The organism is Paenibacillus sp. BIC5C1 (genome assembly GCF_032399705.1).
In the GTDB taxonomy this organism is placed as follows: Bacteria; Bacillota; Bacilli; order Paenibacillales; family Paenibacillaceae; genus Paenibacillus; species Paenibacillus taichungensis_A.
Map to the genome: position 1 here is coordinate 6,748,248 of NZ_CP135922.1, position 22,970 is coordinate 6,771,217.

The 22,970-nt window shown below is 48.8% G+C and carries 21 protein-coding genes; 6 read left to right on the plus strand and 15 right to left on the minus strand.

Annotation, left to right across the window (positions count from 1 at the left end):
* Positions 1-92 precede the first annotated feature (92 nt).
* From RS891_RS30160 to RS891_RS30175, 4 genes are all read right to left on the minus strand, one after another.
* The gene (locus RS891_RS30160; protein WP_181586557.1) at positions 93-254 is read right to left on the minus strand and encodes a hypothetical protein; all 162 of its coding nucleotides are present in this window, start codon (positions 252-254) and stop codon (positions 93-95) included.
* Between the two features lie 111 nt (positions 255-365).
* On the minus strand, positions 366-650 hold the full coding sequence (locus RS891_RS30165; protein ID WP_315793971.1) for a YesK family protein: 285 nt from the start codon (positions 648-650) through the stop codon (positions 366-368).
* Positions 651-703: 53 nt separating this feature from the next.
* Positions 704-1,702, minus strand: coding sequence for a glycosyltransferase (locus RS891_RS30170; RefSeq protein WP_113053105.1), 999 nt, complete (start codon positions 1,700-1,702; stop codon positions 704-706).
* A gap of 18 nt (positions 1,703-1,720) precedes the next feature.
* Entirely contained in the window at positions 1,721-2,704 is a 984-nt protein-coding gene (locus tag RS891_RS30175; protein ID WP_315793972.1) for a phosphotransferase family protein, read from the minus strand.
* Positions 2,705-2,925: 221 nt separating this feature from the next.
* Here RS891_RS30175 and RS891_RS30180 point away from each other — a divergent pair, with 221 nt between their 5' ends.
* On the plus strand, positions 2,926-3,522 hold the full coding sequence (locus RS891_RS30180; protein WP_315793973.1) for a TetR/AcrR family transcriptional regulator: 597 nt from the start codon (positions 2,926-2,928) through the stop codon (positions 3,520-3,522).
* 195 nt (positions 3,523-3,717) lie between these two features.
* Positions 3,718-4,299: an NAD(P)H-dependent oxidoreductase gene (locus RS891_RS30185; protein ID WP_113053108.1), complete on the plus strand. Its 582-nt coding sequence runs from the start codon at positions 3,718-3,720 to the stop codon at positions 4,297-4,299.
* Between the two features lie 107 nt (positions 4,300-4,406).
* Here the strand turns inward: RS891_RS30185 and RS891_RS30190 are convergent, their stop codons facing one another.
* From RS891_RS30190 to RS891_RS30210, 5 genes are all read right to left on the minus strand, one after another.
* Positions 4,407-5,351 carry a glycoside hydrolase family 113 gene (locus tag RS891_RS30190; RefSeq protein WP_315793974.1) on the minus strand — a complete coding sequence of 315 codons (945 nt, stop codon included), beginning with the start codon at positions 5,349-5,351 and terminating at the stop codon, positions 4,407-4,409.
* Between the two features lie 243 nt (positions 5,352-5,594).
* Positions 5,595-6,632, minus strand: coding sequence for a glycoside hydrolase family 130 protein (locus RS891_RS30195; protein ID WP_315793976.1), 1,038 nt, complete (start codon positions 6,630-6,632; stop codon positions 5,595-5,597).
* Between the two features lie 23 nt (positions 6,633-6,655).
* Positions 6,656-7,489, minus strand: coding sequence for a carbohydrate ABC transporter permease (locus RS891_RS30200; RefSeq protein ID WP_315793977.1), 834 nt, complete (start codon positions 7,487-7,489; stop codon positions 6,656-6,658).
* A gap of 2 nt (positions 7,490-7,491) precedes the next feature.
* Positions 7,492-8,379: a carbohydrate ABC transporter permease gene (locus RS891_RS30205; protein ID WP_062323195.1), complete on the minus strand. Its 888-nt coding sequence runs from the start codon at positions 8,377-8,379 to the stop codon at positions 7,492-7,494.
* Between the two features lie 251 nt (positions 8,380-8,630).
* On the minus strand, positions 8,631-9,944 hold the full coding sequence (locus RS891_RS30210) for an ABC transporter substrate-binding protein (RefSeq protein WP_113053112.1): 1,314 nt from the start codon (positions 9,942-9,944) through the stop codon (positions 8,631-8,633).
* A gap of 231 nt (positions 9,945-10,175) precedes the next feature.
* On the opposite strand from RS891_RS30210, the gene RS891_RS30215 reads away from it, so the two are divergent.
* The 3 genes from RS891_RS30215 to RS891_RS30225 all read left to right on the plus strand — a co-directional run bounded on the left by RS891_RS30215 (position 10,176) and on the right by RS891_RS30225 (position 13,753).
* On the plus strand, positions 10,176-11,348 hold the full coding sequence (locus tag RS891_RS30215) for an AGE family epimerase/isomerase (protein WP_397386976.1): 1,173 nt from the start codon (positions 10,176-10,178) through the stop codon (positions 11,346-11,348).
* A gap of 2 nt (positions 11,349-11,350) precedes the next feature.
* On the plus strand, positions 11,351-12,535 hold the full coding sequence (locus tag RS891_RS30220; RefSeq protein WP_315793979.1) for a glycoside hydrolase family 130 protein: 1,185 nt from the start codon (positions 11,351-11,353) through the stop codon (positions 12,533-12,535).
* Between the two features lie 204 nt (positions 12,536-12,739).
* Positions 12,740-13,753 (plus strand): substrate-binding domain-containing protein, encoded by a 1,014-nt coding sequence (locus RS891_RS30225; protein WP_315793980.1) that lies wholly within the window; start codon positions 12,740-12,742, stop codon positions 13,751-13,753.
* A 156-nt stretch (positions 13,754-13,909) separates the two neighbouring features.
* Here RS891_RS30225 and RS891_RS30230 read toward each other — a convergent pair whose 3' ends face one another.
* Both RS891_RS30230 and RS891_RS30235 read right to left on the minus strand, forming a co-directional pair.
* Positions 13,910-15,337, minus strand: a complete 1,428-nt coding sequence (locus RS891_RS30230; protein WP_315793981.1) for a pectate lyase family protein — start codon at positions 15,335-15,337, stop codon at positions 13,910-13,912.
* A gap of 247 nt (positions 15,338-15,584) precedes the next feature.
* Entirely contained in the window at positions 15,585-16,100 is a 516-nt protein-coding gene (locus RS891_RS30235; protein ID WP_053782622.1) for a DUF2179 domain-containing protein, read from the minus strand.
* 332 nt (positions 16,101-16,432) lie between these two features.
* Between RS891_RS30235 and RS891_RS30240 the strand changes: the two genes are divergently transcribed.
* Positions 16,433-17,650: a Leu/Phe/Val dehydrogenase gene (locus tag RS891_RS30240; protein ID WP_315793982.1), complete on the plus strand. Its 1,218-nt coding sequence runs from the start codon at positions 16,433-16,435 to the stop codon at positions 17,648-17,650.
* Positions 17,651-17,901: 251 nt separating this feature from the next.
* Here RS891_RS30240 and RS891_RS30245 read toward each other — a convergent pair whose 3' ends face one another.
* The 4 genes from RS891_RS30245 to RS891_RS30260 form a co-directional block, all read right to left on the minus strand.
* Positions 17,902-19,563, minus strand: a complete 1,662-nt coding sequence (locus RS891_RS30245) for a hypothetical protein (protein ID WP_315793983.1) — start codon at positions 19,561-19,563, stop codon at positions 17,902-17,904.
* Between the two features lies 1 nt (position 19,564).
* On the minus strand, positions 19,565-20,350 hold the full coding sequence (locus RS891_RS30250) for an ABC transporter ATP-binding protein (protein ID WP_315793984.1): 786 nt from the start codon (positions 20,348-20,350) through the stop codon (positions 19,565-19,567).
* 153 nt (positions 20,351-20,503) lie between these two features.
* Positions 20,504-22,006 carry an RICIN domain-containing protein gene (locus RS891_RS30255; protein WP_113053119.1) on the minus strand — a complete coding sequence of 501 codons (1,503 nt, stop codon included), beginning with the start codon at positions 22,004-22,006 and terminating at the stop codon, positions 20,504-20,506.
* Positions 22,007-22,294: 288 nt separating this feature from the next.
* On the minus strand, positions 22,295-22,927 hold the full coding sequence (locus tag RS891_RS30260) for a PepSY domain-containing protein (RefSeq protein WP_315793985.1): 633 nt from the start codon (positions 22,925-22,927) through the stop codon (positions 22,295-22,297).
* Positions 22,928-22,970 lie beyond the last annotated feature (43 nt).

Genomic DNA, 22,970 nt, shown 5'->3' on the forward strand with positions numbered 1-22,970 from the left:
GTTCCTCCTATGGATTGGAAGATCCTGACCGCAACACAAAAAGAGCCGCAGGAGGTTAGCTCCGCGGCCCTTCAGAATTCAAGCAATATCGCTTATCGTCCGAATGAGGTCAAGGCAGGCATCTTCTCGCAAATGTTAACTTCCGTATATTCAAAATTGGACAGACTTCTCCCGTTGGTCAGAAAAGTATGAACAATGCCAGCCATAGCAATCGGCAGCTGGCTAATACGGTTGTTAGGCATTTCGTGATTCACCTGTCTTCACCTCCCTTGTCATAATTAATGTCAATATATCACAGACGAATGCATTCCTGCAACCGTCCGATCGTCCAATTTACTCTTACTTTACAGCAGTTTACCCTCCGGTTAATTCCTTCTCCGACGGCGAAACACCATATCCGTGATCGCCACCGTAATTAATGTCAACATTCCCGCTGTACCCAGCGATACGCCAAGCAAGGCATAACCGATGCCGTTCCACCCGCCAATATCGATGCTGATCATGATCACAACGGCTCCGCCAAGCAAGGCCACACAGGGCAGTATATATTGAACCCCGGTCATTCGACGTCCCTGCAACCGATAGATGAGCCATTCGATCAGCAACTGCACTGCCCACATGCCAAGTGTCCACAGGATGAGTACTTCCATAAGGTCCTCCTCCTTCTTGCTGAATGGTTAGAGCCTTCATTACAAACCTCTCATTACTTCAACCAGTTGGCAAAGAACTCCCGGTATCCCTCTTTCATGATCGTTCGCGAAAAAGCACCAAACGCATACTCCCGGTTGTCTTCCGATACACTGCGCGGCGCAGCCGCAGCCATGTTCACCAATTCAAACCAGTTATCCTCGTTGCCTGCAAATGCATGCGTGGAACGGATGTGGCCGTAGCAGGCATGCTCCGGCTTCACGACCATTTTGCCCATCGCCATAGCTTCGGTCAGCGGCATAGCAAACGTATCAAAGGCCGAACAGCTCCAATACACCTTGGTTGAGTTCATAAGGGTAAATACTTCATCCTGTGTCAGCGCGAATTGCAATTTTACGTTGTCTGGAATGTTGTATTTCTTCATGCTTTCCTCATAGCGGCGACCGCCGAATACCATGTATACTTCCTTGTCCGGGTTCTGCCTGGCGTATTCCAGCACCAGATCCGGGCGACGATTCGCTTCATCCCGACCGATCCAGAGCACACGATTATGCACAACCTGACTCGGGTCGTAATGGCGATGCGCCAACTCTTCGTTGAAGCCGATCGGGATGACGTTCACGTCATGTACACCGAAATTGCGGCCCAGTTCTGTTTTCAGAAATTCCGTCTGCACAATCGCTTTATCCACCATCGTATAAAATGGCTTCATCATCTCATACCCTGTCAGCGCCGGGTCGGGAAAGCTGTGCGGGAACAACACACTCTTTGGAAGAAACATCTTCAGGAACGTAAACCCGGATACGGTGTAGATGACATGCTCTATATTTTGGCTATAGATCTGGTCCAATACGATATCATAGTTCACCAGGTCGCCTTTCTCATGCTCATACCCTGGCAACCAGTCATACCCGCTGACATGGCGCTCCGGCGAGATGAACACAATTTCCACGCCCAGCTCCAGCCCAATCTGCTTCAACCGATCCGCAAATACGCGTGGGCCCTGGGCCTCCGTGAATTGAATTTTACGCATTACGAGTCCTACTTTACGCATGTTCTGCACCCCTCATTTCTATTCCCTACAACACTGCTTCATGCACTGTTTCAACGTCATTGTTGTCTCGTGCCACTGGTTCCGCAGCTGTTCCTCGGGCCATACACAGTCTGCACTTCTCAGATCCCCATCAATCAGACGCAGCATCCAGAGCGAGAATACAATGGCATATGCACGGTACCACCTTTTAAAAGAAACCCGGTCAACCTGAACGCTATGGCGCTCCAGCCCGTCCAGATAAACATCAATAATTCGCTCCCGCAGCTCAGGCGTAACAGTTCTTGGGAACAGCGGATGCGATAGATCCACCAGATGATACACGTCCCAAAGAGCCGTATTCAGATGCGCATGCTCCCAATCGATAATTACCAGCCTGCCATTCACATCGGCCATGTTGCCGGGATGAAGATCTCCGTGACACAAAACACGAGGTAACTCCTCCTCTGCCGTATGGATTAGCGCTACGATGTTGTGCCAATCCGATGGTGACAGCGAGACCTCCAGCTTGGACAACAAATCAGCAGTGGATTCCTTTTGCCCAAGCAGATCATCCAGTATGTCCCGAATTGGCGGTTTCTGACCCACCCGTGGCAGCTCACCCCAACCAGCAACAGATAACGAGTGCCACCCTGCCATATGTTCAGCAGCAGCCAGCATCGTCTCTTCCCGCGAATCATGCACCAGTTCACCCAGATCCTCATAGATGATCCAGCTCTGTTCCGCGTTAATTTCACGGTCTGATGCAGCAATGAGCGCTGGATATATAGGGGGTAATACTGAGAGCACATGCCTCGACATCCATTGTTCACGTCCATGTTGTGCAGGATTGGTCAGCGGTTTGAAAATATAACTCTCCCCGGTACGAACAGTGAAACGCTCCACATATTTACCATTCATCCCTTTGTAGAGCCGTTCCCTGCTTGTTATATATTGTTCATTCAACGTCCCTTCGGGAGTCACCCAGCGATGCGCCTGCACGTCTTCATTCACGCCATTCACCATCCATTTCGTTCCCCAGACCAGGAGCTGGCGCCGCTGATGTTTGCCTTTGCAGCCCTACTTCTGCCCATGCTCCTTTGCCCGTCTATCCGTTATTATTTCTATCCATCATACGTTGCCGTTCATAAGCCTGCAAGCTTTGAGCGAAAGCACTTTCCTAGCATTAAATAAGAGATTTCGAAATGACAGTTGCAATTTAGTTAGTAATCACTTACTATACAATCATGAAGAACAAACCTCATGTAGACAGCAAAAAGAAAGACATCCTACAAGCGGCGATGCGCTTGTTTGCAACCAAAGGCGTTGACGGCATTTCCGTCAAAGAGATCGGTGACGCCGCCGGAGTAACAGATGCGGCGATTTACAAACATTTTAAAAACAAAGATGCCGTTGCCCTTGAGGCCTTCACCCAATATTGCGCGGACTATACTGCATTAATTGACGGGTATGTTCGCCAGGATGGCCCGGTGCTCGAACGCTTTCGGCAATTGATTACCGAAGTTCTCCACCTGCATGATGAAGATCCCTACGGACTGCTGCTGATTTCACAAAATCATGAGATTTTCATTGAAGCTGGAAGCAGCGAGGATTACCGCCAACCGCTGGATGCGTTGATTGATCTAATCGATCAGGGGATTATGCGAGGCGAACTGCCAGATCAGGATTCTCGGCTCACAGCCGTTCTGGTCATTGGTGCCATTACGCGCCTGGCCGTATCCAGTATGCAAGGTGAACTGCCGGAGCTGCTTGTTCCATACACCGGGGAAACCGTTCACCGACTTGCGTTGATGTTGGGCCAGGTAACAGCTAAGCTCGGATAAGCCCCGATGGATTGCATCCTCGAATTCGTTCCGATCAGATCAGGCGATGATCATTGGCATAAGTATTCGCCTATATACAAGACCAGCTTCATCCGACTTCAGGATATTCCTGAATGTTTACCAGGTCATTCGTGACCTTTTCTTTTTGCACATGAGGTTAGTGTTCATTAACTAAAATAGTCAGGACGTGTCATCATTATGAAGAAAATATTAATCATCCAAGGCAACCCCGTCTCCCCAAGTTACAATGGCGCAATCGCCGAAGCTTATCGTAAAGGTGCTGTGCAGGCAGGTGCCGAGGTTCGTATGATCACCCTAAACGAGTTGGAATTCAACATGAATTTAGCAGGTGGATACCGCAATAAACTTCCGCTTGAACCCGATTTGCTGGAAGCCCAGGAGGCGATTAAATGGGCAGAGCATCTCGTATGGGTATTTCCGATTTGGTGGGGAGGACCACCAGCTTTGTTCAAAGGATTTATCGACCGCATCTTCATGCCAGGCTATGCCTTCAAGTATCACAAAGGTAAACTTTTCCCGGATCAGCTGCTCAAAGGTCGCACCGCACGCATGATCACCACCATGGACGGGCCGAACTGGTACTACAAATGGTTTCAGGGTGAACCCGCACACAAAATGATGAAGATCTCCACCTTTGCTCTGACAGGCATCAAACCTGTGCGCATAACACCTGTAGATCTCGTGGGCAAACAGTCCGAGGAACAGAGAAAGAAATGGTTGGAGAAGATTGAGCAGCTTGGAGGGAAGATGGGGTAAAAAAATTAAAACTCACCAAAAAAGATACTGCGTGTATAAGCACGGCAGTATCTTTGTCCATATAAAGCGCTATTTAAGTGGATGGGATAACTCAACCTCAAGGCAGACTAAGCCTCCACCGCAATGCCTTCATAAAATTGACGAATGACCTTCTCTGCTGGTTTACCGTATACTCCGTATCCATCATCGCTCAGAGCATCCTTCTCTTGGTGCAGCAGATGCGCGCTCCAGTCCCACAGACCAAATCCGCGTACCCACTCCCGGTTGCTTGCATGACGGAACATGGCTTCATAGAACTGCTCCTGTTCTTCCACACTGACCGCACCTTCTAACCCCCAGTCATTCGGCACCTGTGCCGATCCACTGCGGCTAGGACAACCCGCTTCTGCGAAGAAAAAAGGTTTGCCGTAGGGTGCAATGACCCGTTCAATCCGATCGAGTTCCGCTTCCCAGTCTCCAATGGGGTAATATCCGCTCGACGAGATGACGTCCACGGCATCCCACCATTTCACATGCCCTTCCTGATACTTGTCGGTGTTGTAGGATACTAGCCCGGAATACACTTCACGCACTCCCGCGATGACCTCGCGCCATTCCTCGCTCCGACGCTCAGACTGCACCATCTCACAACCCACAATAAACATCTCGCATTTTTCACGCTCTGCAATGGCCGCGTAGTGCTTCTGATACGCAGTATAACTGCGGAACCAGTCCTGCCATTTCGGCTCACACGGCACATCAATATCAAAAAAGTTAATATGTGCACGCCATGTGCCATCCGTGCAATTGACGGTTGGTTTCAGAATGACCCGCAGTCCGAGCGTACGGGCATAACGGATCATATCCACCAACTCATCGTCTTCGACCATATGTTTACCTTTATATTTGACCTCTAAAGCCTGCGGATGATCCTGATGTGCCGCCAGTGCAAAAATAACATGCGAGCAGCCAGTGCGTTCAACCATCAGGCGCAAGGATTCTTTCGTTTCCGGTTTACGGAAGTCCCCCCTGCCACTCATCCAGCCAAATGTAAATCCCTTGATGTATTCCATATGCATTATTCCGCAATGCCCCTTTTCACTTAATATAAAATGAATGACCGAAGGTATAACACGCCCCACTACGATTGCAGGGCCATCTTCCGATCGCCGTTATCCCCGAATTTTATTGAATCCCTTATGAAGGGAAAAATCCGAGGATAAATGCGAACACTTCGTTTCTTCTTTCTTCAGATCGGTTCTGCACTCTCCGTTATTGTGTAAATTTCAGCTTAATTTAAAATTGTTTCACTTCAATTACAATTTGCCTTCTTCCCGATCTCCGGCGATGATTTCGTCGGTCTCGATGACGTAGTTAACGATGTCCTCAATGGTGGTATAAGCTACTCCAACGTATGTGTCGGCTGCACCATAATAGATGGCGATTCGCCCTGTCTCCGCATCATGCAATGTGGCGCAAGGGAAGATAACATTGTCCACAAAGCCCTGCTCCTCGTACCATTTTTCCGGTGTCAGCACAAAGTTGGAGGAGCGATATTTTACTTTCGATGGTTCATCCAGATCCAGAATGACTGCGCCCATACTATAAACAAAACCATTGCACGTTCCGGTCACGCCGTGATAGAACATTAGCCAGCCTGCGGACGTTTCTATCGGAGCAGGACCGCCGCCAATTTTGACCGATTGCCACCAGCCCTGACCGCCTTTGCTCATGACATGACGATGTTTGCCCCAGTACACCAGATCCGGGCTTTCGCTCAGAAAAATGTCCCCGAACGGTGTATGTCCGCTGTCGCTTGGTCTGGACAACATCACATAGTTATCATTGATTTTGCGTGGAAACAACACGCCATTGCGGTTGAATGGAAGCATTGGATTTTCGAGACGGACAAACGTTTTGAAATCATCTGTTTTGGCCAATCCCAGCGCAGCACCATAGAAATCGGTACACCAGATGATGTAATACGTATCTTCGACTTTAACCAGACGTGGGTCATATGCATAGTTCGGCATGAAAGGATCACCGTTTTCATCCACAAAGGCAATCCGTTCCTCTTCAATCGTCCACTCCAACCCGTCCTCACTTGCTCCCATGTGAAGGTGCGGACGGCCGTTAATCGTTTCTGCGCGAAATACGCCGATGAATTTCCCCTCATAAGGAACAACCGCACTGTTGAAAATACGGGCAACGCCCTTAACCGGATTACGCGGCACAACAGGATTGGCAGAATGTCTCCATACCGGCCCCTCGGTCCCTTCCGGTTTATCCTCCCAAGGCATATTCGGCAATGCTTCCCCGACAATGTGTACATTTTTCGTATCCAAAACTGTCATCGTTTCATTTCTCCCTTCGTTTTTTATTTAACTGAACCTTGTGCGAAGCCGTTGTAGATGTACTTCTGTAGCAGCAGGAAAATAATCATCGTTGGAATGATGGCAATCATGATGCCTGCGCTGATAACCTCCCACTGTGATCCGAACGGCCCCTTGAATTTGAAAAGAGCCGTGGATATGACCTGCAAGTCTGTTTTGGGCATATACAGAAACGGCGTGTAGAAGTCGTTGTAGATGTTGACACCTTTCACGATGATGACCGTTACAATCGCCGGTTTCAGCAGTGGCAAAATAATTCTCCAATAAATTGTGAAGTAGGAGGCCCCGTCCAGCATGGCGGATTCATCCAAAGCGTTCGAGATGGAGCCCAGGAATTGCAGGAAGATATACACCGCGATGATATCTGTACCCAGGTACATGACGATGGCTGCCCATCTGGTATTGAACAAGTCGAGCGCATTGATGATCTGGAATGTAGCGACCTGTGTCGTAACACTCGGAATCAAGGTGGCGAGCAAAAACGCTGCGACCATAATTTTCTTGCCTTTAAATTTGAACCGATCCAGCACATACGCGATCATGGAACCCGTTAAAGTGGCACCTACGATAGAGATGATCAGGATGATAATCGTATTTTTGAAACCGATCAGCATGTTGCCGTCCACAAAAGCCTTGGTATAGTTTGCAAAGTTCAGCCAGTTGGCTGGCGGGGCAAGCGGACTGCTGGTCGCGTACTCTGCATTGGTTTTGAGTGATGCAAACAGCACCACTACAATGGGTACAAGCGCAATGAACGCTGCGATAATGAGTGAAGCATATTTAAATATGCTCGCAAGGGTATATTTGAATGGTTGCATGTTCATTCCTCCCCTTTCATGGTGACACGCTGAACCAGCGTAACAAGAATGACAATAAACAGCAGCACAACAGCCATCGCTGATGCCAAGCCCAACTTGCCGTACTTAAATGCCAAGTGAACGGTCTGAATAACAAACGTCTCACTGCCGTTGGAACCATCGGTCATAATGTATGGAATATCGAACGCACTAATTGCGCCGCTAATCGCCAAAATCAGGTTGAGCTGCAGAATGCGTGTAATACTCGGCAGGATAATATGGCGGAACTGCTGCCAGCGATTGGCCCCGTCAATATCCGACGCTTCATAGACATCTTTTTGAATGGATGAGATTGCACCCAGGAAGATAATGAAGTTAAAGCCCATATATCTCCATACCGATGCGCCTGCGAGCGACACGTTAATAATGTTCGGATTTCCAAGCCAGAGCTGGGTGTACTGTCCAAGCCCTACTGCCTGCATGAGTGTATCGAGGGTCCCGTCCGGTTTGAAGAAAAAGAGGAAGATAAATCCGATGGCTACGCCATTCAGCAGATAGGGGAAGAACAATATGCCTTTAAAAAAGTTTTTTCCGCGGATTTTGAAGCTCAGAATCGTGGCAAAGTAGAGGGCCAGGCCCATTTGTACGAAGGTAGCCACAAAATAATACAGACTGACAATAAACACTTTAAAATACTCAGGGTCGCTGAATATCCGCGTGTAGTTTTCAAACCCCACATAGTCGAACCTTTTGCTGTATCCGTTCCAATCGGTGAAGCTGTATTTGAACATGTTAATGACAGGTAAATAAGCAAACGTGAACAGTAGTGCCAGCGGAATGATCGAGAAGGCACAGATGATAAATATGCGTTGCGCTGAGTAGCCCCAATTCGAAATCTTCAAGTATTTCATGCTCTCCACACCTCCAAGCGGGTCTGCCGCTTTTATATCGAAAGACTCCCGTCCAAATAACAAATGCCTGAGTACTTAACCACCGAGGGTGGCATTTCACATCCGATATGCTGCATCCAGATGCAAAATGCCGCAAGGGAATATACCCCCCTCTTTCCTTAGCCTCAGCAAAAGCAATCTGCCTCGCTGCATGGCAGCGGTGGTTGGGCACAGGCAACGTCTTTACAAATCGATGTAGCCCGGGAATTTGTTTATTTCGCGAGTTCTGCCCGCGCTTTCACCCATTTGTCATTCAGGTCCTTCATGATGTCGTCATACGATTCGCTGCGGTTACCGATGGCAGCTTCGATAATGCGTTTCTTGAAGTCAGGCTGCCAGAGGCCAATCTCGCCTTCGTTGTCGATTTTGTCAACCAGACCTTCCTGTCCTTCTTTGGCAGGAGTCAGTGTGGAGAATGTTACGTCTTTGTATTGATCCAAAATCGGTGGCAATTCCGCATTTTTGTCTGCGCTCATGCCTCCGCCTTGTTCAACCGCATAGTTTGATTTCGCGAGGAACCAATCGATCCAGGCTTTGGCAGCAGGTTTGTTCTCACTGTTCACGTTCATGCCGATGTTATAGTCTGCTGCGAGCGGAACGACCACATCACTTGCATTCGTAGGGAAGGGCAAGAATCCAATATTATCTGGTGTATCGGTCAAGCCTTGAATTTGGGTAATCGCCCATGATCCAAGCGCCATCGTTGCAATTTTCCCATTCGCCAGATCAGCCTTGGAGCTTTCCCAGTCGGTTGTGGTCGGGTCTTTCTCAATCAGGCCATTCTTGGCTGCATCATAAAGTACTTTGTACAATTCATAGTGCGGCTTGCCCGCCACAAAGTTTTCATCCGTGTTCGGTTGATCAATGTTTACGTAGTCCACACTGCCTGCAACCGTCGGCAGATCTGCTTCCCATTGTGTCAAAGCCCAGCCGGAGGCATAGTTGGTGTACAGCGGAATCGCGTCTGTATTGTCTTTCACCAGTTGGAGTGCAGCCTGGAATTGCTCAGGCGTTTTGGGCACTTCCGCAATGCCAGCCTCCTTGAACACTTGTTTGTTATAAATGATACCGGAGAACGTGATAACGGTTGGAATACCATATACCTGGCCGTCAACCATACGCTCTTCAATGGCTGTGTACTTATCTTTCAACTCATCGTACGTGCCCAGCGGTTCGAAAAAGTCCGGAATGTCCGCAATCGGTACGCTGGTGGGGATCATTAGCACATCACCGTAATCTTTGGTACTCATACGAATCTTCACTTGTCCTTCATAGTCGGCCAGTGCCTGGAAGTTTACTTTGACATCCGGGTATTCCTTATTGAACTCCGCAGCATAGTCTTTGAATACGGTATCAACAATATCTGTACGTTGTGTAAGGACGGTAATCTCACCCTTGATATCTGCAGGATCTGTGCTGATTTCCTCTCCTGCCTGTGATGAGCCACCTCCAGAAGAGCATGCTGCGAGCAGAGAAGTGATGAGCAACATGGTGAGCAGCAACATCCAACCTTTGTTTTTATTCAATTGATTCGACCCCTTTCTTAAGTTAATTTAAGTTATCGTTAAGGTTACAAAATGAATTTTATTATGGTAACGCTTACCTGTCAATTAAATTATTTCTTACTTAACAAAAGGTTTTTATTCCGGGACGCGTTGACAATGCTTTTATCCAATACTAAAATTACTTAATAAGGTTAACGTTAACTTAATTTATTTGCACCCTGTACTTTGAAGGAGCGCTCACTTATGACTCACATCAATGACATCAAAACTGAAATAAAAGAACACTGGGAAGGTCATATTCTGCCATTCTGGTCTGCCCTCAAAGATCATAACAACGGCGGATTCTATGGTTGGGTTGGCAATGACCTTCAGGTCGATCCACTCGCTCCCAAGGGCGGAATCGCCACAGCACGACAATTATGGTCCTTTGCAGCTGCCTACCGGGTAACCGGAAATGAAATCTGGCGTGATCACGCTGAACATGCTTACCGTTTCCTTGTGGATCATGTGATGGATATGGAATACGGCGGAATGTACTGGATGGTCAATGCCAATGGAGAACCATTGGACACAAGCAAACATGTGTATACCCAGTCCTTCGGCGTCTACTCACTAAGTGAGTACTATCGTGCCACCGGGGATGCATCTGCTTTGGAACTTGCGAAAACGCTTTTTGCTCTCATTGAGGATCAAGGGCTGAATGCCGAACTACCTGCATATAAGGAACAATTTGACCGCCTTTGGAAGGAACAGCCGAATGAAATGCTGAGCGAAAATGGTGTGATTGCGGATTACACGATGAATACGCATATTCACGTGTTGGAGGCCTACACCACGCTCTACCGAGTGTGGCCAGATCAGCAGGTGAAGACGGCGCTGGAACGCCTGCTAGGCATCTTATATGAACGGGTGTATGACAAGGACACGAAGTTTCTTGGGGTATTTTTCAACAAGGATTGGCAATCCATCATCGATCTGCGCTCATTCGGGCATGACATTGAAGCCAGCTGGCTGATCGACGAAACGTTGAAAGTGCTGGGCTTGGACCAACACCCGGAGTATTCCGCGATGGTTACGGACATCGCCTATAACATTTCCAATGCTGCTGTACAGGCCGATGGCTCTCTAATGAATGAACAAGAGGGGGACCACGTGGATGAAAAGCGGATATGGTGGGTTCAGGCCGAGGCGATGGTCGGCTTCTACAACGCCTATGAGCGTACAGGTGACCGTTTGTTTTTGGAGAGAGTAGAACGCTTGTGGACATATACGAAGGAACATATTATCGATCACCGGGCTGGCGGGGAATGGTACTGGTCGGTAGACGGGAACGGCACACCGGATCAAAGTGAAATAGCCGGGCCGTGGAAATGCCCGTATCACAATAGCAGGTTTTGTATTGAACTGATTGAGAGGATGGGATAGTGATGATACACCCCAAATACAATGAATTGTTGGAGCAACAAGAACAGCTGCTTACACGCCAAAATGAAATTGATCCTTCATTCTACAACGGCGTATATGATCGGTACCGTTATCCTGTAATCACACGCCATCATGTACCGCTGCACTGGAGATTTGATCTGGACGAAGCGACAAATCCCCACTTCATGGAACGTCTGGGCATTAACGCTACGCTTAATCCGGGAGCCATCTATTTCAATGGCAAATACGTGATGGTCATCCGTACCGAAGGATTGGACCGCAAATCCATCTTCGCCCTAGCTGAGAGTGATAACGGCATCGACGGATTTCGTTTCACAGGCAAACCTTTAGTGTGGGAAGATATTGATGCGGAAGAGACCAACCAGTATGATATGCGATTGGTTCAGCATGAAGATGGCTGGATTTATGGTATCTACTGCTCAGAGCGCAAAGACCCCGAAGCTCCGGCATTCGATACATCCAGTGCCGTAGCCCAGGCCGGACTTGTCCGGACACGCGATCTGGTCAGCTGGGAGCGTCTACCCAACATCACCACCAACTCCCCTCAACAGCGAAATGTTGTATTGCACCCCGAATTTGTAGAGGGTAAATATGCGTTCTATACACGGCCGCAAGACGGATTCATCTCCACAGGCAGCGGTGGCGGGATTGCCTTCGGTCTGTGCGATGACATTCTGAATCCTGTGATTGAGGAAGAGACGATCATCGATGAACGAAAATACCATACCGTATATGAAGTAAAAAACGGCCAGGGCCCTGCTCCGATCAAAACGGATCGCGGCTGGATTCACCTTGCCCACGGGGTTCGCAACACGGCAGCGGGCCTTCGTTATGTGCTGTACACGTTCGCCACGGATCTGAATGATCCGGCACGCATCATCGCCAAGCCAGGCGGGCATTTCATTGCTCCTTATGACGACGAGCGTGTAGGCGATGTGTCCAATGTTATTTTCTGCAACGGTGCAGTGGTCAACGAACAGGGTGAGGTCTTCATTTATTACGCATCCAGCGATACCCGCTGTCATGTGGCCACAACAACGCTGGAAAAACTGGTCGATTACACATTCAATACTCCTGCTGATCCTTACCGTTCTCTGGATTGTGCCAGCCAGCGCGGTGACCTGATCGAGCGGAATGAGAAGCTTCTCCAAAAGCAATTGTCTTAAAACCGGAAGAGCAGCCTTCAACGGAAAATGCAGCATGCTGAAAAATTAGCGCAGTGCCAATCAGAATTTCTTTATTCCATGTGGGTAACGATGTATACTAATATGGATTGTTGTTATGTTTGAAGGAAGCGCTAACCATAATGACAGCACATTGTACGTAAACCGGCTTGAAGGAGGCGACCAAAGCTGAAGAACAATATCACCATGCGGGATATCGCCGACAAGCTCGGAGTTAGCAGTGTGACGGTCTCGAAGGCATTAAATGATAAAGATGGCGTCAGTGGCGAATTGAAGGAAAAAATTAAAGTGCTTGCCGTTCAGATGGGCTATCGGTATAACGCCGCGGCTCGTTCCATGAAGGAAGGCTTAACTCATAATATTGGTGTTATTATACCGGAGCGCTTTACCGGACCTACACAATCGTTCTATGTACGTGTATTCCAGCGCATCACCAAACATCTGGAGGATCAGGGGTACTACGGCATTCTGCATATTCTGAATGTGGAGGACGAAGAGGAATTAATCCTGCCAAAGCTCTATAGTGACAACAAAGTGGATGGTTTCATTGTGCTTGGACAAGTCAGCAAGGAATATATCGAGCTGGTCCAGTCGATGGAGGTACCCAAAATGTTTCTCGATTTCTATGATGAGCATTCTGATATCGACTCTGTCGTTACCGACAACTTTTACGCTGCTTATGAGCTGACAAACGTTCTGGTTCAACAGGGACACCGCCGCATCGCTTATGTGGGGAATCTCTATTCTACAAGCAGCATTCAGGACCGATTCCTCGGTTATTACAAATCATTGCTGGAACATCGATTGCCGATGAATCCCGATCTTGTGCTTAATGACCGGGATGAGCGAGGTACGTTTATTGAAATTGATCTGCCAGCTCAGCTGCCTACGGCTTTTGTATGCAACTGCGATCAGGTGGCCCATCTGCTCGTTCAAAAACTGTCTTCACTGGGTATTCAGGTGCCTGCACAATGCTCCGTAGTTGGGTTCGATAATGATATCTATGCCACACTCTCCGATCCCAAGTTAACTACGGTTGAGGTCGATGTGGAACAGATGGCGCGTACTGCGGTTCATTCCATGCTCAAAAAGATTGATAACCCGAGTCGCAGCTTCGGCCGTGTACACGTGAAGGGCAATATCATTTATCGTGATTCGGTGAGTGCTGCACCTGCCCTTTCGGATGACTTACCTAACTAAAAAGGAACTAGACTCCCTGTTCCACAAAAAGAGTGCTCCCGGCCATTACGGCTGCAGGAGCACTCTTTGCTTATGAAAAAAAGAGAAAGTGGTCAGGAACCACTATAGATCACGGCCACTCTCCACTCGATTCCAAATACTAACTCCTGTTACAGCCTAGTAACTCGTCTTCAGCCAATTGTCTTTGGACCAGGATAATTTGCCTGCACCTGCTCCGCTTGAACCAGTGAGGCGTGCATTCAGCGTCGCTGGATCATCGGTAGTGTAGCTGTAAGGAAGTGCCGAGAATCCGTTCCAGGAGAAAGCTTTCACTGCGGCCGGAACCGGGCTGAGCGGACTGCCGGATGTATCACTGTTTCCACGGAATGAGCTTCCATCCAGAGAATACATCGTGTCAGTTACCTTAATTTTACCGGTATACGTTGCATCGGCCGGATCCGTCTGGTTATTGCGGACCGGGAACAGTACGTCTTTGATCACCGATTTTTCGACCAGCACTGCACCATCTTCAGTGGAAATAGCTCCGTTGCCGATGATATCAAAATGATATCCTTTGGACGAAATCGCCGTTGCCATCGCAGATGTGATTCTGGATTTGGCCGCACGTGCCCCTGTCGCATCCATCACAATATTGTAGGCATGCGCATTGCCTCCGCGCAGACGCGGCATGCGATCCTGGATATCCTTGTACAAGTTATGGTGCAGGGTCATGGACAGATTGGCATTGGCCGATTCGAAGCTGGTCGAACCAACCAGATGACCTTTTTTCTGAGGAGATGAAATGGCAATGATATCTGCTTTGCTGAGCCCAACCGCGCTGCTGCGCAGGTAGTTGTACATCGGATAGGAAGCCTTGTTTGCTTCCAACTCGTTCATCTGCTGGGTAACCCAGCTGTTCGAGCTGCCGTCATCCCCTTTGAAGAGGGACCAGGAAATGGTCACGCCGCTCGTTCCTTTTTTCGAATCGACAAGCCCGTCATAGGCTTTATTAAAGGTACAGTGATCAATCCAAACGTTGCTGTTCTCTTCAAGAGTGATGTAATCCCAGTCGTTTTTGTCATAGTCGCCTTTGGTCGCTTCATCCCATTCCCATAACTCATCGAATTCGAGGTTGCGGATGATGACGTTGGAGCTGCGTTTGACACTGATGGCTCCATGCTTGATCTTGGCCCCATTTGCTGAGAAAATGGTCAGGCCATTGAAGCTGTCGATCGTCAGCTTACTGACACCCGTCTGTTTCAATACAGGATGAGTCAGCGCATCATTATGCTTGGCAAAAGGAGATGTCTGAGCAGCGCTCGGAATTTCATTCCATCCCAAATTCAGGTCGTTCATAATCTCAACGACTTTGACACCAGAGTTCTTTTTCAGCGCCGCAGCGAGATCCGTTGCATTGTATACTTTCTTATACTTGGTCGTATCCGACTCGCTGATGGTACCTCCACCCGTATTCCCTTGGGAGAAACCTGTGAGATTGTAATCTGCATTGCCTGCTGCCTGTACACTTGTCGGTCCAGACAATAGAGTAAAGCCCAACGCCAGAGCCAGTGCGGCACTGCACCATGTTCGAATTTTGCTTTTCATAAAACCATTCCTCCCTAATGATAATGATTACGTCCGTCCATCTCTGCCACCAGCATGTCACGAAGGACTTGTCCTCAATGTAAATGTTGGAAGCGATTACAACAATAATCCTTATCTCAGATCGTTTTGGGATCTTCACATCAGCCGATAAACAATACCCGATTTAACCGGGAGCATTCCCATTTCAACTTATAGACATGAAAAAAAGCCCCCGTAGAGGCTCACTATTATCTCGAATATTCCTAATTTATCTTTTGATGGAACGTGTCCAGAACCCGCCATGGAACTGTTTGGGCTCAACGGTGATGACAAATGCTTTGGGATCAAGCTCCAGAATCGTCTGATACAGCAGTTTCTGATTTTTTCGTTTCGCCAGAATCTCCATAACCAGCCGATCTCCATCTCGTCCACTACCAACCCAAGCAGTAACGCCGTATCCTTTATCCCGCAAGGCATTCGCTACATCCCCGCCCATCTGGTTACAAATAACCTTAACGGTAACGTAACCGAGGGCAATCTTCTCTTCGATCCAGGCACCCAGCAATACCCCCAGCCCATAACCAACAGCATATACAATTAACGCAGATGGCTGGGTCAGATATTTGAGTACCAGATTCAGACCGAGTACGTAGATCACAATTTCGCCCATACTGATGAGCGCAGCAATATATTTCTGTCCTTTGAGCGTCAGAATCATCCGAAGTGTATACGCAGATACATACACAATTTGGATCAAAAAGATAAATACCAATATTTTAAACAATCGCAATCCCTCTTTCCTGACTTTCACAACGGAATGGGCCGTTTGTTGCGCGCCTTCTTTCCGCTTCCTCTGCATGTCATTTACGCTTCTCTGTATTTACTCTATCTCCATCATTGGACGTTATGCGGTCATTTTAAACGGTGGAACGTAAATCGGACTGCAGTTCCTTGCCGGAACTGCCATTATAGAGCCCTTTCTGCGCATTATCAACCCGGCCTGAGACCCAGGGGCGAAAATCGGCTTGACTGAATATGCTGAACCAACAGCAGGTAGATTGAGGCGTACAGGCAAACAGGTTCGGGAAACGACGGCTACCAAAAGGGGGAACTGTCATGCAGTTGTGGCACGAGATGCAGCGGGAAGGTATGGAAGAACTCATATTTTGCCATGATCCACGCAGCGGGCTTAAAGCCGTCATCGCCATCCATAGTACAGTACTGGGTCCCGCACTTGGGGGATGCCGCTGCTGGACGTATACATCGGAGGAAGAAGCGATTCGGGATGCCATCAAACTCGCGAAGGGCATGACCTACAAGTCGGCAGTCTCCGGCCTGCCATATGGCGGGGGCAAAGCTGTGGTATGGGATGTGCCCGCAGAACTGGCCACCCAACGGGGCGTAGCCAGCCCAGACAACCATCTGAATTCCGGAAAAAACAAACAGGATGTCGGGCCCCATACAAACACCATTAAAGGCAAGGATTCATCGGACGGATTAGATAAGGGATTAGTTAGAGCATCGAAAAACAACCCGTTAGCTTTCCGGCGTGCCGAAACGTTCCGTTCACTAGGCCGCTATCTGGAACGACTGAACGGACGTTATGTAACGGGCCTGGATCTGGGCACTACGGCGGCAGATATGGATCAAATCCGGCTGGAGACGGTACATGTGACAGATACGACTGGATCGCTTGGCGCACAGGATGATTTCACAGCCGAGATGACCGCCTACGGTATATACACTGGCATCGGGACATCGCTGCGTCATCAAGGCATCGACGCCCTGCAGGGCATTTCCGTTGCCGTCCAGGGACTGGGCAAGGTCGGGTATGCCCTGTGCCGTTACCTGCATGCAGCCGGGGCACGGCTCATCGTGGCAGACGTTGTACCGGAACGTGTACAACGTGCCCTTGTGCAGTTCACCGGCGCCATTTCGGCCGATCCGGCCCATATTCACGCCGCTGACTGCAAGGTGTTCGCCCCCTGTGCCCTAGGGGGCGTATTGACCCCGGCAACGGTGGAGGAGCTGCGCTGCTCCATCGTTGCCGGGGCCGCGAACAACCAGCTCAGCCATCGGGAGCTGGTTGTTCGCGGCATGCAGGCGCGCGGCATCCTGTACGCGCCTGACTATGTGCTCAACGCAGGCGGAATCATCAGCACCGCCTACGAGCTGGAGGGCGCAGGGCCCGACCTGATCCGCCAAAAGGTGGCGGGGATTGCGGGCACGCTGTCCAAGGTCTATGCGATAGCAGAGCAATCTGCCCTCTCCACGGCGGATGCAACCGACCAGCTGGCAGAAGCAGCCCTGCAAAGCGAAAACCCCCATGCTTAACCTACCGATACCGATTTAACACACTAATTCAATGACCCGATCGTTTAAATGCTCCAGAATCGAGATTACCGTTACAGTTCGCCATATCATTTATTTTCTCCATCTTTAAAATTCAGCGCATCACATAAAGAATTAGAATAACGCAAAAAAGCCAATCCGGGTCATCGAAAACGGATTGGCTTTAATCAATTTTTCTTCAGGATTGCATCTGCTAAACTTCATCAGGCAACCTCAACCTGTTACCGCCCACCTTAAACTTCAACCGTTACAGAGGCCCGCTTCACTCGATGCAGCATCGTCCAGAACAGCATATTAATCACGATCAGTAGCGCTACATAGATCCAGATGCCTGCTGGTATGGTACGGATGAATACATGGAGTCCCCATAACAATGCCATGAGCGGAAAGAAGGCAAAGACGAGCCAGCCGTCACTCTGCCCGGCCACACTAAAGGATTGGGAGAACGGCGGTCTTCGCATCAACAACTTTCCAGACAGCGGGATAAGTGCAGTTGCTACCAAAAATATTACGATCAGATCAGGAAGAATTCTTAACCCAAAGGTCCACACAAATATGATAGCGTTCAATATAAATACGGGTAGAAACATATTGCATAAGAAGGCCTTCAGCGCTCCACTATATAGCACATTCTCGTTGGCCAGAGGGGCTGCCCGGAAGGTCCAAAACGCCTTGTATTGCCCGGAATACTTCAGCATGGTCACAACAGACACAATCAGCAAGAGCACAATATATAGCGTATAAAAGAAGGAGCTTCCCCTGAATTCTGCCCACGAAGAACTCTGCAATTGCGTGAACCAGAATACATAGGGCAAAACAAAAGATAAACCCATCGACGGGTATACCTTCAGCTTGAACTCTCTTTCACTTCGCATCATACTGGCAGACAAACGAAAGCACGCCTGCTCTTCTCTCGAACGAGAGAATACCTTCGCCATGATGCGATCCCAACCCCCACGTCTTCGTCCAGAGGCCTGACCTGCGTGTGCCATTTTCTCCAAATACAATTCAAAGGAAGGCATCAGCTTCACATACACCAACAGACTGACCAGCGGAACGATCACAGCAAGCGCCGAGAAAGTATACAGCCAGGCATCTCCCCCGCCGCTGAACAGCAGCTCAAATGCCGCTGCATACCACACCGGAGGCAGCAGTAACTGCCACCAGGCAGGTGTGAATACCATATTAAAGTCGATGATGCTGAACGAACGTATGACCAGCTGATAACCTACGGCAACCCCAATGGAAAGCAGGATTTGCATCATATTGATCATGTCCTTCAGCTTCTCGCCATCCAGAAACCTCATCATGAATAGATAGATCAGGGACGTGGTCACCAGAATTAACATATTAATCATCACCAGTTCCACCAGAAAAAGCAGGAAAAAGCCGATCCCGTGGGCAATCAGTCCGGCTACCAGCGGCGCAGCCGTCAGAGAGCCTGTCAGAAGCAGCAAATAAACCCCTGCGTGAATGGCCCGAGCCAAACCAACAGTGCGTCCATTTATCGGTTTGGTCATGATGATGTTACGATCCCGAATATCAAGCAATACCGAAGAAAAGTCGGAAATCATGGATGTCATGATCATAAACATCAGCATGGCGGTTACTAGTCCCATCTGGATCATAAAGTGTCCCGTATCCCAGACAACAAAAGGAACCATAATCAGCCCCATCAGTGCATACAACCAGAGGGAACGCAGATACAGATTGCCTTCTTTCTGCTCCTTATTGCCATTGCGCGCTGACAATACCGTCGGCACCCTGCGCTGATCCATCTGAAACTTCACTCTTAGAATCAAACGCAGTACATCATAATCCGCCCCTGTTTTGGCGATGATAGGCCGAAAACGGTCCAGAATCTTCAGCGTGCGGAAGTCAGAAGTTTCCGCCATATCAGTACACCTCCTGCACGATGGACACAAAACGTTCGGCAATTGCCCGATGTTCATTGAAGCCCGTCAGTTGGTTGAATACTTCCTCTAGTGTGCCTTCCATGGATTGCTGCTGGAGCTGCCTGAACGTACCATCCGCCATCACATGCCCTTCGGCAATCAGAACGATTCGGCTGCTGATCTTCTCCACCACATCCATGATATGTGACGAATAAAATATCGTCGTGCCTTTGGCCGACAGCTGTGTCAAAATCTCCTTTACCACCATTACACTGTTGGCGTCCAGACCGCTGAGCGGTTCATCCAGGAACAACAGATCCGGGTCATGCAGCAGCGCGGAGATCAGCAGCACTTTCTGACGCATGCCTTTGGAGAAGGAGGCAATGCGGGAATGATATGATTTTTCCAGTCCAAAACAATCCATCAACTGCTTCGCCTTATAATCGGCATCTTCATAGGACAACCCGTACAATTCTCCTATAAAGGTCAGATACTCTGCCGGGGTTAATTGCTCGTATAGCTCCGCGACTTCCGGTACATAACCGATTCTGCGCTTATATTCCGCGTCACCATCCGCGATATCCTTGCCAAAGATGCGGACCGTACCCACATATCCCTCAACTAGTCCGAGCAAAATCTTGACCGTCGTGCTTTTACCCGCACCGTTCGGACCAATGTATCCGATCATCTCGCCCCGATTCACTTCCAGATCAATCCCATTGAGCACATAACGCCCGTTATACCGCATACGCAAGCCTTCAATTGACAGTACTTGTTTTTCACTCACTTCGTTATCCAGCCCCTGTCTCAACCATTTCTACAATTCTACTAGTTTACCACAGATTGGATTAACAGAGAGGGATAAAGAAATGCATAACAAAGGTCCAAAATGTATATAGCTTAATATTTTTCATGATGATTAACTGACCAACAATAATCCTTATTGAACCTTAACAATCTGGAATTGCTGATTCGTACCACCATTATCTGTCCACTGAATTGCAGCTGCCCCATCTGCCAGGGATTGTCCCGAAATATCAAGCACCTTGCCTGTGCTGCGGTTTTTCAATTTATAATAACCACCGCCCACACTAACCAACTGCCATTGCTGACTGGCCCAGCCGCCATCGTTCCACTGTTCAATAACAGCTCCATCTGCTGTAGAGCCATTTTCCACACCAATCAGCTTGCCGCTGGATCGGTTGATGATTTTGACATAACCACCACCTGCATCCGTGATCTGCCACTGTTGACTGGTTGTGCCACTGTCTGCCCGCTGCTCCAGATCGGCACCATTATCCGCAGAACCACCGATGACATTAAGCAATTTATTGCTTTTACGACTAATCAACTGATACGAAGCATTCGGGTCCCATACGTTAGTGGTATCCACTCCGGTGACGGAACCCGTGGCTGCATCGATGGTAACCGTGCTTGCCCAGTTCATCGCCAGACTGGTTGCACTAGGGAAAGACAACGGTAACCACACATACTTGGAATCCTGCACTGGCCCGCTCCAGGCGCCAGCCCAGCGGTCACCCATATAGAGATATGATGTTGTCTGTGAGCCTTCCACCGGAAGCACGTATGCGGATTGGGAACCATAGGTTGTACTATCTCCAAAGTTGCTCAGGCCGCTCCATGTGCCCGTTATGCTGGTAGCAGTCGCATATTTGGCCTGATTGGGATTCCAGCCCGTAGCCCCAGATGTAATCAGGAAGTAGACGCCACCCTTTTTGAACATGGCAGGTGCTTCACGATATTGCCCTGGCCACAGCGTCGTTACCAGCGATTCCACACCCAGAAAGTCTGGAGTCAGCTTGTAGATATTCAGGTCGGCATTCACTTTGGTCGCCGAGATGAGATAAGCCGTTCCGTTGTCGTTGTAAACCGTCATGTCTCTCGAATCATAGCCAAGCGGCCGATAGCTGCCCACATACGAATAATTGCCATCCACTGTACTTGAGGTCGCTACTGCAACTCTGGCTTCACCGTAGTCGACCCCGTTTTCCTTATGCATCCAAAGAACATACTTGCCTGTTGCACTGTTATAGATCACTTTCGGGCGTTCGATATTGGAAATGTTCAACTCGGCAGCCGAGTTGCTGGTGAGCACATCATTGCGATACTCCCAGTTTTTCAGATCTGCTGAACGATATACGGAAACCGCCTTAAACGTTCCATTGGGATTGCGATTCTCCCCAAACCAGTAATAATACCCGTTAGCCTTGATCATCCCGCCCCCATGGGCATGAATGACATTGCCATTCGTATCCTTGAACTGTACCCCGTTGGTCACACTGAGGGGAGCAGCGGAGGCCTGTTGTCCTGGAGCAACCAGCATGCCTAGCGATTGTAGCGCCAAGATTAGAGCAAGCAGATAACATAGACGACGAGTGAAACGATGAGAATTTGTTTTCTTTTTCAACCAACCCTCATTCATAAAACACTACACCTCCGCAATTCATTTATAAAGCGCTTACATAAAATCGATACGTCTCTTCTTCCTCCGATCGATGATGCATTTCATAGATTACCCGTTTCTCAGACTGGCTCGGCACTCACCTCCTGATTACGATTGTATCCGCCATGACTCTGCTCGAATAGTGAACAATGCGGCGGAACATGTACGATTACACACTGAACTTATGGAACGGACAGCAAAAAGACGCTTCATCCGAAGCGTCCTCTGTTATACACAAGCCAAATCCCTATAAATAAACGTTATTTCTTAATCTTCGTCGTCAAAATCCTGGTCAAACGAAAGTACTTTGCCTGTATTGGCATCGACGTCAACATCGGATTCACCGTTTGCTGTTCTCAGTTCCACTTCATAAACATAACGGCCGTTATCATGATCCAATTCGATTTCGGTTACTTTTCCGCCTGTCACCTGTTTCAGGGCAATGTTCGAAGCTTGTGCCTCCGTCAGTTTAACCTGTTTTGAAGCAGCTTGATTGGAAGACGTACCTGCCACAGTGCCATTATAATCATCGTCGTCATCGTAATCTTCATCATCGACTACTGCAAGGATTTTACCTGTGTAGGCATCCAAACGAACGACAACGTCATTGCTTCCTTTTTTATCGATTTCAACTTCATAGAACGTTTGGCCGTTTCTGCGCTCCAGATCCACATCATCCACTTTACCATCAGTTGCTTTCAAGGCTGCTTCTTTTGCCTGTGCGACCGTCAGCAGTGTACCTGTGTTCTGAGTCTGTGTTACTGATTGTGTAGTGGACGTTTGCGTAGGCTGTACCGATTGCCCGTTGACACTCCCACTAGCCAGAGCGGCTGATCCTCCGAGCAGCACCGCTGCCGACAAGCTGCCAATCCATAGTTTATGTTTGTTCATCATCATCATTCATCTCCTCGTTGTTGTTCTCGTTCTCGTCTACAGTTATAGA